Consider the following 12,080-nt stretch of genomic DNA (forward strand, 5'->3'; position numbering starts at 1 on the left):
ACGGTCATTCGAACGACGGGCCTCAGACTGGATTCATGCGCACCGTGTCAGACCTTACTCTTCAGACACCTGATCATGATGTCAGACGCAACCAGCAGTGATGAAACGACGATACTTCACCTCACAAGCTGCCTAGAAGCTAGGCGGAAACATAAGGTCGGCCATCTCCCGTTGTCGAAAGGCTCGCCGGCCGAACTCTACATCGCGGCGTCTGGTTGCCTGCTCGGATGTGCGTCTTGGAAGGCCTGCAAGGCGCCGCAGCCGGCGTCGATTTCTATCAAACGCGGGCATTTCGAGAGATCGACCTCGAACCGACGCGCGTTGAACAGTTGAGGTGCGAGACAGCAGTCTGCCAGCGTAGGTTGATCGCCATGGCAGAAACGCCGGATGAACCCATGTCCTCCAGCAGAGCTTCCAGCGCTTGGAGCCCGGTCTCCATCCAGTGTCGCATCCATCCTAGCCGTGCAGCCTAATCGGCGTGTAGCTCGCGCTCCAAGTATTTCACAACGCGCGAATTATTGAGCGGATGAATTTCACAAGCGATCGATAGCGCCAACTGCCTTACCTCTGCGCGCCACAAAAGGTGTGGCGCGCAGCAACGGCGGTTCGGGGTGGCATTCGTCAAGGTATTCGATGATCGCCAACGATTGACGGATGGTTCGACCGTCTTCGCGGTAGCTAGGCACGAGCCCGAAAGGATTAACCGCGCGGTATTCGGGCTGATGTTGCTGTCCGCCATCACGAAGCAAGTGAACGGGCACTGCGCGGTAGTCGAGACCTTTCAGGTTGAGCGCAATGCGCACTCGGTATGCCGCAGAGCTGCGGAAATACATGTAAAGGACGCGTTCTGAGACCGCGGCTTCTGGTTTGATGGACTCTATCATCGATGGTCTGTTCTTATGCCAGCACGGTGCCACGGACTTCGCCGAGACCGATGCGGACCGCACCGGGACGTTCGCACCAGCCACGCATAATCAACGTGTCGCCGTCCTCCAGGAAGGTCCGCTGCTCGCCGTTGGACAGCTTGATCGGCATTTTGCCGCCTTCGGTTAATTCGAGCAGCGAGCCGGCTGCGCCCGCTGCGGGACCGGACAACGTACCCGAACCAAGCAGATCGCCGGACTGGAGGTTGCAGCCGTTGACGGTGTGATGCGTCAGCAGTTGTGCTGCCGTCCAGTAGGCCGCAGTGCCGGCATTGCCCAGCGTCAGGCGTTCCGGTGCGAGACCGGCCTTGGCCATGCGCTCCGTCAGTATCAGGACTTCTAGCATGATGTCGAACATTCCTGTCTTGCGGTTGAAGTCGCCATCCAGGTAAGGAAGCGGCTGCGGGTCGCCTGCCGGACGCATCATTGGCCCGCGGAAGGGCGCGAGTGCCTCGGTCGTGACCAGCCAAGGCGAGACGGTCGACGCGAAGTTCTTCGACAGAAACGGGCCGAGTGGCTGATACTCCCACGCCTGGATATCGCGTGCCGACCAGTCGTTAAGCAATGTCACCCCGAACAGACGACTCTCCGCATCTTCGATGGAGACGGGTTGCCCCAACTCGTTGCCGCGGCCGACGAAATAGCCGAGTTCGAGTTCGTAGTCGAGTTTTCCGCTGGGACCGAAGCTCGGTTGCACGGCGTCCGGCGCCTTGGTCTGCCCGCGTGGCCGCCGAAAGGTCTGGCCGCTCGCGCGAATGGATGAAGACCGGCCGTGGTAACCAATCGGCACCCATTTGTAATTCGGCATCAGAGGCTGGTCGGGCCTGAACAGCTTGCCGACGGACGTGGCGTGGTGAATTCCCGTGTAAAAATCCGTGTAGTCTCCGATCCTGCAAGGCACTCCCATCTCCACCGCGCTCTGCCCGATGAGCAGCTTCGACCATGCCTGCTGTTGCGCGCTACCCTGCGCTAACCCTCGAGAAATGTCGTGACGCAAACCTAGTCGCGCTGCCGTATCAAGTCCCATCAATGCGTTCATGTCCGGGCTGTCGATCAGGCCTGTGCCTTGCAGATCCAGGATCTGGTCGCCAATTGCGACACCGATCTTGAAGTCCTCGTCCGTGCCAATGCGTCGATAACGACCGAATGGAAGATTCTGGATCGGGAAATCGCTTCCCCGCTGGTTTGCCTGCTCCACCCAACTCTTCAGAGCGGGGTCGTGCGATTCATTGATCAATGACATGGGGTATCTCCTTGTGCGAATTCAGACCTGTGCCGGATTGAAATGCTTCTTCAGGCCTTGCCAGCATCGGTAGTACTCGCCTTGCAGTTGGGACGATTCGAGTGCGTAGCGCGTCGGTTGAATCACGGCGGGCGTTTCGAACATGAACGCCATGGTATTCGTGACCTGATCAGGCCGAGTCGTGTCCCCTTCGCTCGCCTTGGCGAATGTATCGGCATCCGGGCCATGGCCGCTCATGCAATTGTGAAGGGATGCACCTCCTGGCGCGAAGCCTTCTGCCTTTGCGTCATAGGCGCCATGAATGAGGCCCATGAACTCGCTGGCGAAATTACGGTGGAACCACGGCGGACGAAAAGTGTTTTCCATCGACAGCCAGCGCGGCGGGAAAATAACGAAGTCGATGGCGTCGACGCCGGGCGTGTCGGTTGGGGCTTGTAGCACCAGGAAAATCGATGGGTCCGGATGGTCGTAGCTGATCGAACCGATCGTGTTGAAGCAATGCAAGTCGTATTTGTAAGGCGCGTAGTTGCCGTGCCACGCAACCACGTCGAGCGGGGAATGGTCGATATGGGCGCGCCAGAGATTGCCGTGGAACTTTGCAACCAGCTCAAACTCGCCTTCAAGGTCTTCGTACGAAGCAACTGGCGTGAGAAAGTCACGCGGATTAGCCAGACCGTTGGAGCCGATCACGCCAAGGTCCGGCAACCTGAATAGCGCGCCATAGTTCTCGCAAACATAGCCGCGTGCCTCACCATCTGGCAATTCCACGCGGAAACGTACGCCTCGCGGGATGACAACGATTTCCTGCGGTTCGACCTCCAGTAGACCCATTTCGGTTGCTACGCGCAGCCGTCCTTGCTGCGGCACGATGAGCAACTCGCCGTCGGCGTTGTAAAAGAAGCGCTCGGTCATGGAGCAGTTTGAGGCGTAGAGGTGGATACCGCATCCTCTGCCGGCGTCGGGCGCACCATTGCCGGCCATGGTCACCAGGCCCGACACGAAATCGGTCGGGGCATCGGGCATCGGGAGGGGATCCCAGCGCAACTGATTTGGCGGTGTCGGTACTTCGTCGAAGCGGCTTAGCAGGCGCGCGTTCTCGATACGCTCGAACGGCAAGTGCATGGCCGCCGGACGAATCCGGTATAACCACGAACGACGGTTGCTGTGGCGTGGAGCAGTGAATGCGGTGCCCGAGAGTTGCTCGGCGTACAGGCCATAAGGCGCTCGTTGCGGAGAGTTACGCCCCACGGGAAGCGCGCCGGGCAGGGCTTCGGTGGCGAATTCATTGGCGAAGCCGGTTTGATAGTTGAGTGTCATGGTTTCGATCTTTTACGAAGGACATTGGGCGCCAAAAAGCACGGCTATGGGGCCTCGCTTGCATGGGGGCTCCACTTATGCACTTACTCAGGCATCCCTTCGCTTGCATCGTCGATCAGGTTCAGTGCGATGGCCGAGTTGTCAATCGTATCGATCGCGAGCATCGCGAACCGCGCGAGAAACAGTGGGGTGTTTGCCTCGCCCACTTGGGTCATGGCCTTGCACAGTCGGGTATAGACGCTATCGAGGTCGCTGTCGGTCATGGCGTTCTCCTTAATCAGGTTGGTCGTGCTCACGTGTTGAGTGCGTGGTGGATTGCTGCCGCAATATCAGCGGCGGCTGGCGCGTGCCAGCGTCCCAGTACATGACCGTCCGGGCGAACCAGATAGACGGTGCCGGGTTTCGCGCCGTACATGGCAAACAGCCGACCCGTATGGTCCCAGTTGTGATCGTTCGTGGTCTCAGGGTGCAGATGCGACGTCACAGGAATCAGCTTGAAAGGCAGCTTCTCATCTCGAAGTGCCGCGCCGAGTTCGGCGAATCCTTCAGGGACCCGACCGTCTTCGCTAAAGTGCAACGCTGTGAAGCAGGGGGCGATCAGATCTGTCAAATAAGCTTCTCGTGCGTTGGCGCCTCCGACAATCGTCAACGGACATTCCGCGAGGACGGCCCCCGGCACGGGACCTGTCACAAATGCGCCCGGCTCCGCTTCCGAGGTATTGAGCGGCGACGCCGTATAAGTGATGGCCGATGTTTGCCGCGGGTTGATCAGAGAGCGCACGCGTTCATGTTTGATCGCCAGACTCAACACGGCTTTACGCATCAACTCGAAGGCGAATGACGGCGGCGCCATGAATTCCGTGCTCTTGGTGCCGTGCCTGAGGTTTTCGTGGGCGGCAAAGACACGCTCGTCCGAATAGCTGTCGAGTAATCCTTCGGACGCCAGGCCGCGGACCACAAAGGCGAGCTTCCACGCTAGATTGTCTGCATCGTCAATACCGGAATTCGCGCCGCGCACTCCAAAGATCGGGACCAGGTGGGCTGCATCGCCGCCAAAGAGTACGCGGCCGTGACGGTAGCTATCCAACGTCAGGGCATTAGCCTTGTAGATCGTGACCCAGATGGGCGACCAAGCGCCGCGCTCGCCCATCATGTCCAACAGACTTTGCACTCGCGGCATGACGTTTTCCGGCTTCACCGCCTGTTCGGCGTCCTCGCCGTCACGCAATTGGTAGTCGATGCGCCAAACGTTGTCAGGCTGTTTGTGGACCAGCACGGTGGACCCCGGGTTGGACGACGGATCGAAGTAGGCAAGACGTTCGGTCGGCCGGTCGCTCTCGAGCTCGATATCGACGATGACATAGCGGCCCTCGTAGCTCGTTCCTTTGAGCTGCAGACCTAACGCCTCGCGAATGGCGCTGCGTCCGCCATCGCAGGCGACGACCCAGTCCGTGTCGAGCGAATAGTCGCCTTCAGGCGTCGCGAGGCGGAGCGTGGCGCCGTCCGGGCGAGAATCGATGGCGCTCACCCGGGTCTGCCAACGAATATCGATAAGGTCGGACCTCCGTTGCGCAGCGTCCAGGAGAAACTGCTCGATGTGATATTGCGCAAGGTTCACCATGGGCGGCAGTTTCTGGTTGTCGTCCTGCGGCATCTTGAAGTGCAGCACTTCGGTGTCGCGGTAGAAGCTGCGCCCGCCGGCCCACGGCAGCCCGGTCTTCAGAAACCCGTCCACTGCACCCAGGCGCTCGATGATTTCGAGGCTCCGGCGCGAGATACAGATGGCCCGGCTCCCATAGCAAACGGAATCGTCGGCTTCGATCAAAACAGAAGGAACACCATGATTGGCGAGGCCGAGCGCCACTGTCAGTCCGACTGGCCCACCGCCAACGATCGTCACTGCGTGTCGCTTCGTCTCGATGCCGTTGTCAAGCATCGGAACGGTGGCAGCATACTTTTTTGCAGTGAAGGGATAAGTCTTGAATTCCATCGTTTGCTCCTGGAACTAATATGCATGGGGACCATGCGGGACCGGTTTTCATTGCTGGCATCCCGCCATCGTCTGGCTTGCGCAAAGGCGACAAGCACTAGCTAGCGTTATTTGGTAATTCGGCGTGGCGCGGGCGCTTAGCCTGAATCGGCAACACTGCAACCACGATGGCGCCAATTACGAGCAGTGCTGCTGCATAGAGCAATCCGGCCGAGAAGCTATGCGTCAGATCTTTCAACCAGCCCACCACCAGTGGATTCAAGGCCGAGCCGATGTTGCCGGTGGCGTTGATCACCGCGATGCCGACGGCACGGGCACGGAAGCTCAGCGCGTGGTCGGGGGTCGTCCAGAAGATCGACATGGCGGTGTACGATCCGGCCGAAGCTAAACAGATGCCCAGCATTTGGACCATCGGCAGCGTCGAGTAGGCCGTGCAGAGCCAGCCAGCAGCGGAGAAAAGCATCGGCAGCATCAGATGCCATCTGCGTTCCTGCTTGCGATCGGAGCGCCTTCCCCACCAGATCATTGCGACGATCGTGCAGATTTGCGGGATCGCAGCCAGAAGACCAACGGTGCGATTGCTCGCGTCGGCGCTGAAGCTCTTTACGATCAGCGGCGTCCACACGGCAACCATGGCGAGCGTGTTGACGAGACAGAAATAAGCGAGTGCGAACTTGATGACGACCGGCGAGAAGAGTTCGCTGAGAAGGCTTTTCTCTTCAGTGGCCGGCGTGTGCGGCACGGGATCGGCTTTGTGCTCGGCAGCGAGCGCTTGCGAGAGCGTGCGCTTTTCATCGGTGCTGAGCCAGGGTGCCTTTTCAGGGCCGTCGCGCAGATAACCGAATACGACCAGGCCCAAAATCGCCGAAGGCAAGCCTTCCAGAAAGAACAACCATTGCCACCCTTTGAGTCCGAGCGTCCCGTCCAATCCCAGGATGTATCCCGAGAGCGCAGAACCGACCGCGGCAGTCACCGGCATCGCGATCATGAACATGGCATTTGCTCTCGCGCGATACGCACTCGGAAACCAGTATGTCATGTAAAGCAGGATGCCCGGCAGAAAGCCGGCCTCCGTCACGCCGACCACAATGCGCAGCAGGTAAAGCGTGCCCGGACTCGACGCAAACATGGTCGCCGTGGAGGCCAGACCCCATGCAATCATGATGGTCCCGATCCATTTTCGCGCACCGATGCGTGCCAAAACGATGTTGCTCGGAATGCCGAATGCAATGTAGGCGATATAGAACAACGTCGTGGCCAGACCGAACTGGACTCCCGAAAGACCAAGATCTTTCATCATCGTTAGTCCAGCGAATCCGACATTGATTCGATCCAAAAACGAGAAGAAGAACAGGATGAAGAGAAACCAGAGCAGGTGTCGAGATACCTTGGCGATGACATGCTGCTCTTGCGTTGAAGCGCCCGATCCAGAACCGTTTTCCGGGCCGCCAGGAAGTGGGCTACGGTCAGCCAACGGAGTCGTTTCCATGTGAGTCGTCTCCAGATTCAAGTCTATGTCGAGTGCCACAGCACTCAATGCAATCGCGTCAGGCTCGTCAGGGAGGCGAGGTATGGCGATGACTGGAGTATGCGAGTACCCCCGACAGGCGCTGTCCCCAAATTGGGTACGACTTGGAAGGCGAAAGGACTAGTGGAAACCCTTGGCGCTAGGCGACCGCATAAGCGGCCGATGTCGGATGGAAGGGGCAGCGCGGGATCAGCTTTTACCTGGAGCCAGGCAAAGGGCGAACAACTGACGCTGGCTTGAGATGCCAAGGCGGCGATAAGCGCGCTTCTGATAGGTCACGACGCTGGACGCCTTGACGCCCATCAGTTCGCCGATTTCCTGCGCGGTGCGGCCCTCCAAAACACCGCGGAGCACATCGAGCTCTCGCTTCGATAAATCCGGGCAGATCCCACGGACGCGCGCCAACATCAGGTGCGGAATGCCGGTCTGAATTTGGCCGCACAGCGCGTAATGGTGTTTGGCGGATTGAGCGATGAGCGGAGAAAAGGCTTCGATCAGCGCGATTTCGCTCGGGTGAAAATTTCCGCGCCTGCGGTCGCGGTAGAGATTGACGGAGAGCCAGATGTCCTGCGACGGCTGCAGTAAAAGGGAGAGTCGGCCCGACACGTCAGGTTGGTGATAACAGGCGGCTCGATATCCCTCATGCGAGATGTCTTCGATGGCTTGCTGGTGGAGGAGGACCGCTGAATCGAGTTTCTCAGGACGGGCCGCCGAGATAATCGTCTGGTTCCCATCCAGCGCGTAAAAGGTCTTGGCATATGTATCCGCCACATTGCGCAGGAATCGGCCGCCGCGGTGGTCTGCCACGGAGACAGTTCGAGGACGATTGTTGAACTCGTACGCGAACACGGTGCACTGCGAGATGCCTGCGGCATCCCCTAGTAACTTTAAGACTTCCGCGGCAAACGCATTGGCATCATCGGACCCAATGGCTGACACCAGGCTCGTCGCCCGCGAAAGATCTAGGTTTCCTGAGAGGCAGGGACGTTCGAGCCGCCATGAGCGCATGATTGGCTTCGGAAAGTTTCGATTAAGGCGATTCTAAGCGCCGCCCGGACGAATCGTTCGCTTTCGTTCTCGCCGAATCTTTCGAATAAAACGGGCGGACAACACGATGCAATCGTAACCATAATACTCTCGAGCATTGGCACCCTCGTTGACCTCTATCGATGTGTGAGTGGATCGGATGCCCGTTGGAATCTGGAAGCGGTCATTAATGTCGAGCTGAGGTGTGCGACCGCTCGGGGTCGGATGCTGCCCATCGTGGTAGGCAGCGAGCGCCCAAGAGCTGCGACAGCAATGTTTTTACAGACCAGCAGATTTGAGTCGCCACTCCCTCGCGCGAGGGCGGCAGCAGGAACTGGGCACAGTTCATAACCGTGCTCGATATCATCGGAAGATGGTCCCGAGGTAAAGGTCGTCGAGCCATGATGTTCGAAGAAAGTGAAGTGACGGTCGCCATTCGGGAATGGTTACGGCGCAAACGTATTGGCATTTCGTCGCCTATGCACCGCAGACTTGCGGGGCAAGATTAAGGAGGACCTTTGCAGTTTAGCCGTTGCCAATCACGATAGGCAGTGGGCGCGAATGAGCGGATGTTTGGACAAACCCTGCGAAAAATCGCGGTAACAGATCTGGCCACACCGATATGAGCGACGCACCCGCGGTGCCGCACGGCGTGGCACGAGCGGGGAATCGCGCATTGCGGCCACCTCGGGGCTGGGTGTAGCCTGTTTTCCGGTAAAACGGGCAAGCAGGCCTGCTGCTCAGCGGCAGAACATTGAAGCGCGCCGGTACATAAGTTGCGCATCATCGGTTCCGCCACGCATTGTTCGAAAGAGGGAAACGTCATGAACAAGCTTGCGTCCATTCTCGTGTGGGGTGTGCTGGCCGCTGTTGGCGCTCTCGCTTTCGCCAGGCTCGCGCTTGGGCGCGGTGAAAGTGTGAACGCGGTGTGGCTGGTGACCGCAGCCCTCATCGTGTATTTCATCGCATACCGCTTTTATAGCAAGTTCATTGCCGAACGCGTGCTGCGGCTCGACGATACTCGCCAGACCCCGGCCGAACGCCACGACGATGGTATGGATTACGTGCCGACTAACAGGTGGGTGCTGTTCGGCCATCATTTCGCCGCAATCGCTGGCGCCGGTCCTCTGGTCGGTCCGGTGCTGGCAGCGCAGATGGGCTACCTGCCCGGCACGCTATGGATCCTCGCAGGCGTCGTGGTAGCCGGTGCGGTGCAGGATTTCGTCGTGCTCTTCGCGTCGGTGCGCCGGGACGGCAAATCCCTTGGCGAAATGATCAAGATGGAACTGGGCCCGATTCCAGGCTCGCTGGCTCTGGTCGGCGTGCTCGCGATCATGATCATCATTCTTGCTGTCCTGAGCCTGGTGGTGGTCAAGGCGCTCACGGCCAGCCCGTGGGGCCTGTTCACCATCGCGGCGACGATACCGATCGCGCTGCTGATGGGCGTCTACATGCGCTTCATTCGTCCGGGGCGCGTGGGCGAAGCCTCCCTGTTCGGTGTGGTGCTATTGCTCGTCTCGATCGTCCTGGGCAAGACGGTAGCCAGCGATCCCACCTGGGCACCGATCTTTACGTTGACTGGCCCGCAACTGGCGTGGGCCCTGATTCTGTACGGCGCCATCGCCTCCAGCTTGCCGGTGTGGCTGATGCTTGCTCCGCGCGACTACCTCAGCACGTTCCTGAAGATCGGCACGATCGTGGCTCTCGCGGTGGGCATTTACGTCGTCGCCCCGGCTCTTTCGATGCCGCAGACCACACGCTTCATCGATGGCACCGGCCCGGTCTTCTCCGGCGCGCTCTTTCCGTTTCTGTTCATTACGATCGCCTGCGGAGCGGTCTCGGGGTTTCACGCGCTGATATCTTCCGGCACCACACCGAAGATGATCGAGCGCGAGTCGCATATGCGCCTGATCGGCTTCGGCGGCATGCTCGCCGAGTCATTCGTCGCAGTCATGGCGCTGACGGCGGCCTGCGTATTGCATCCGGGCATCTACTTCGCCATGAACGCCCCGGCGGCAATTATCGGCACCACCGCCGCACAGGCGGCGCAAGTCGTGTCCGGGTGGGGATTCGTCATCACGCCGGAACTAATCAACCAGACAGCCGTGAACATCGGCGAAACCAGCATCCTGTCGCGCGCTGGCGGTGCCCCGACGCTCGCCGTAGGCATGGCGCAGATTCTGGGCCATGCCCTCGGCGGCCAAGCCATGGAGGCCTTCTGGTATCACTTCGCCATCCTGTTCGAGGCGCTGTTTATCCTGACCGCCGTGGACGCCGGCACACGGGTCGGCCGCTTCATGATTCAGGACATGCTAAGCCACGTCTATCGGCCCCTGGGCAACACCCAGTTACTGCCCGCGAACCTGCTGGGCACCGGTATCTGCGTGGCGGCCTGGGGCTACTTTCTCTATCAGGGCGTAGTCGACCCGCTGGGTGGCATCAACACCCTTTGGCAGCTTTTCGGCGTGGGCAATCAGATGCTCGCTGGCATCGCTCTGCTGCTCTGCACCAGCGTGCTGGTCAAGATGAAGCGGGAGCGCTACGTCTGGGTGACACTGGTGCCCACTATGTGGCTCCTGATTACAACGCTCACCGCCGGCGTCCAGAAGATCTTCCACAGCGATCCGCGCATCGGCTTCCTTGCGCTGGCGCACAAGTTCAGCGATGCCGCCGCACAGCGGACCGTGCTTGCTCCCGCGAAGTCGCTTGCCGAAATGGAGCGGGTGGCCTTCAACAACTACCTGGACGCAATGGTCTGCGGGTTCTTTGTCGTGCTGGTAATCGCAATGTGCGTCTTCGCTGTCAAGATCTGCTTGCAGGCGCGGAGGCAGGCGCAGCCCACCGTCGTCGAGACGCCTGCTGTTGTGCGCGCGCAGGGGACCTGACCATGAAAACGATCTTCAATGGCAAACTTGTGGCGATGCCGGGAAAGGGCACGTACAACCGTCCCGGCAGCACTGCACTTGCGACACGGCTCTCGAAACTTGCGCGCACCATGCGCGGAGCGTGCATGCAGATGTTCGGCATGCCCGACTATGAACGCTATGTCGAGCACATGGCCTCCCGTCATCCGTGCGATCCGCTGATGTCGCGCGGCGAGTTCTTCACTTGGGCCGTCGATCGGAAATACTATCGCAACGGACCGAGATGCTGTTAGCCCGGCCCGCGTCCTCTGTATGGCCATCCTCTTTTGCAGAGAACGCGCGAGTTGATTTCTAGACGCGGCGGGAGCGAGATCACCTCACTCATGCTTCCCGTTGCCCGCTTTTGCGAGGCTGGGTCGATGGACCGATCGCCAGCTTCCCAGCTCGGCCATCAAGAGGCGTTCGTCCTTCCCACGACCGGGACGTTCCAACGTCGCTCAGCGTTGATACAGGCCACTCGACCGCGCGTCTCGGGCTTAAAATGGGACCTTGGAAAGCAACGGCTACAACGGTACGGCAACCGGTCAATGCAGTACCGCAGCAGACGTGTCCGTTCAATGGTTCGAACCGGAGGCGAAAGATGATCCCGAGCCGCAAAGCCGCCGCGCTGGTGCTTCTCGCTGCATTGTCGCTGCCCATGGATGACGTACACGCGCAACACGCTGACCAGCAAATCGCCGCCATCCTCATGGTCGCGAATCGAGCCGAAATCGAGGCGGGCAACCTCGCGCAAAGCCGAAGCCAGAGAAGAAGCATCCGGAATTTCGCTGGAAAAATGATCGCAGAACACCGGGACTTGTATCAATCAGCCGTCGAATTGACGCAGAGGCAGATGCTTTACCCCGAAAATAGTAGGATGAGCGAGGCGTTCCGAAACGAAGGGGATGACAACCTCGCCAGGTTGAATGCGGCCGATGGGTACGCGTTCGACGGAGACTACCTCTATCAGGAGATCACATATCACCAGCGACTGGTTCATGCGGTGGACAACACGCTGCTTCCCGCCGCGAAGAACGCGGAACTGAAGGCGCTGCTCGTCAGAGCCCGCGTGATTTTCATCTTGCATCTCGACCATGCGATTCGACTGCAATCGGCACGGGTCTGGTAATCCCCAGGTGATTCGGGTGAG

At 59.6% G+C, this 12,080-nt stretch carries 11 protein-coding genes; 3 read left to right on the top strand and 8 right to left on the bottom strand.

Annotated elements, in window-relative coordinates; genetic code table 11:
* Positions 1-197: 197 nt before the first annotated feature.
* From JMY24_RS39735 to JMY24_RS34425, 8 genes are all read right to left on the bottom strand, one after another.
* Complete coding sequence (locus tag JMY24_RS39735; RefSeq protein WP_413231292.1) at positions 198-455, bottom strand: glutathione S-transferase C-terminal domain-containing protein; 258 nt, start codon at positions 453-455, stop codon at positions 198-200.
* 78 nt (positions 456-533) lie between these two features.
* On the bottom strand, positions 534-884 hold the full coding sequence (locus JMY24_RS39740; protein WP_413231293.1) for a glutathione S-transferase N-terminal domain-containing protein: 351 nt from the start codon (positions 882-884) through the stop codon (positions 534-536).
* Positions 885-897: 13 nt separating this feature from the next.
* Positions 898-2,166, bottom strand: coding sequence for a fumarylacetoacetase (fahA, locus tag JMY24_RS34400; protein ID WP_128595137.1), 1,269 nt, complete (start codon positions 2,164-2,166; stop codon positions 898-900).
* Between the two features lie 21 nt (positions 2,167-2,187).
* The gene (gene hmgA, locus JMY24_RS34405; protein WP_128595138.1) at positions 2,188-3,483 is read right to left on the bottom strand and encodes a homogentisate 1,2-dioxygenase; all 1,296 of its coding nucleotides are present in this window, start codon (positions 3,481-3,483) and stop codon (positions 2,188-2,190) included.
* A gap of 83 nt (positions 3,484-3,566) precedes the next feature.
* Positions 3,567-3,746 carry a hypothetical protein gene (locus tag JMY24_RS34410; protein ID WP_128595139.1) on the bottom strand — a complete coding sequence of 60 codons (180 nt, stop codon included), beginning with the start codon at positions 3,744-3,746 and terminating at the stop codon, positions 3,567-3,569.
* Positions 3,747-3,775: 29 nt separating this feature from the next.
* Positions 3,776-5,473, bottom strand: coding sequence for an FAD-dependent oxidoreductase (locus JMY24_RS34415; protein ID WP_128595140.1), 1,698 nt, complete (start codon positions 5,471-5,473; stop codon positions 3,776-3,778).
* A 97-nt stretch (positions 5,474-5,570) separates the two neighbouring features.
* Positions 5,571-6,962, bottom strand: coding sequence for an MFS transporter (locus JMY24_RS34420; protein WP_164853504.1), 1,392 nt, complete (start codon positions 6,960-6,962; stop codon positions 5,571-5,573).
* 228 nt (positions 6,963-7,190) lie between these two features.
* The gene (locus JMY24_RS34425) at positions 7,191-8,009 is read right to left on the bottom strand and encodes a helix-turn-helix transcriptional regulator (RefSeq protein ID WP_128595141.1); all 819 of its coding nucleotides are present in this window, start codon (positions 8,007-8,009) and stop codon (positions 7,191-7,193) included.
* Between the two features lie 842 nt (positions 8,010-8,851).
* Between JMY24_RS34425 and JMY24_RS34430 the strand changes: the two genes are divergently transcribed.
* The 3 genes from JMY24_RS34430 to JMY24_RS34440 all read left to right on the top strand — a co-directional run bounded on the left by JMY24_RS34430 (position 8,852) and on the right by JMY24_RS34440 (position 12,059).
* On the top strand, positions 8,852-10,912 hold the full coding sequence (locus JMY24_RS34430; protein WP_128595142.1) for a carbon starvation CstA family protein: 2,061 nt from the start codon (positions 8,852-8,854) through the stop codon (positions 10,910-10,912).
* A gap of 2 nt (positions 10,913-10,914) precedes the next feature.
* Positions 10,915-11,184, top strand: coding sequence for a YbdD/YjiX family protein (locus JMY24_RS34435; RefSeq protein WP_128595143.1), 270 nt, complete (start codon positions 10,915-10,917; stop codon positions 11,182-11,184).
* Positions 11,185-11,531: 347 nt separating this feature from the next.
* Positions 11,532-12,059 carry a DUF4142 domain-containing protein gene (locus tag JMY24_RS34440; protein ID WP_128595144.1) on the top strand — a complete coding sequence of 176 codons (528 nt, stop codon included), beginning with the start codon at positions 11,532-11,534 and terminating at the stop codon, positions 12,057-12,059.
* Positions 12,060-12,080: the final 21 nt, after the last annotated feature.

The sequence above is a fragment of the Paraburkholderia kirstenboschensis genome (genome assembly GCF_904848585.1).
In the GTDB taxonomy this organism is placed as follows: Bacteria; Pseudomonadota; Gammaproteobacteria; order Burkholderiales; family Burkholderiaceae; genus Paraburkholderia; species Paraburkholderia kirstenboschensis.

Excerpts from the sequence above, each read along its gene's own strand:
- JMY24_RS39740 (WP_413231293.1), bottom strand. The coding sequence starts at position 884 with ATGATAGAGTCCATCAAACCAGAAGCCGCGGTCTCAGAACGCGTCCTT.
- JMY24_RS34420 (WP_164853504.1), bottom strand. The coding sequence starts at position 6,962 with ATGGAAACGACTCCGTTGGCTGACCGTAGCCCACTTCCTGGCGGCCCG.
- JMY24_RS34435 (WP_128595143.1), top strand. The coding sequence starts at position 10,915 with ATGAAAACGATCTTCAATGGCAAACTTGTGGCGATGCCGGGAAAGGGC.
- JMY24_RS34410 (WP_128595139.1), bottom strand. The coding sequence starts at position 3,746 with ATGACCGACAGCGACCTCGATAGCGTCTATACCCGACTGTGCAAGGCC.
- fahA (WP_128595137.1), bottom strand. The coding sequence starts at position 2,166 with ATGTCATTGATCAATGAATCGCACGACCCCGCTCTGAAGAGTTGGGTG.
- JMY24_RS39735 (WP_413231292.1), bottom strand. The coding sequence starts at position 455 with ATGGATGCGACACTGGATGGAGACCGGGCTCCAAGCGCTGGAAGCTCT.
- JMY24_RS34425 (WP_128595141.1), bottom strand. The coding sequence starts at position 8,009 with ATGCGCTCATGGCGGCTCGAACGTCCCTGCCTCTCAGGAAACCTAGAT.
- hmgA (WP_128595138.1), bottom strand. The coding sequence starts at position 3,483 with ATGACACTCAACTATCAAACCGGCTTCGCCAATGAATTCGCCACCGAA.
- JMY24_RS34440 (WP_128595144.1), top strand. The coding sequence starts at position 11,532 with ATGATCCCGAGCCGCAAAGCCGCCGCGCTGGTGCTTCTCGCTGCATTG.
- JMY24_RS34415 (WP_128595140.1), bottom strand. The coding sequence starts at position 5,473 with ATGGAATTCAAGACTTATCCCTTCACTGCAAAAAAGTATGCTGCCACC.
- JMY24_RS34430 (WP_128595142.1), top strand. The coding sequence starts at position 8,852 with ATGAACAAGCTTGCGTCCATTCTCGTGTGGGGTGTGCTGGCCGCTGTT.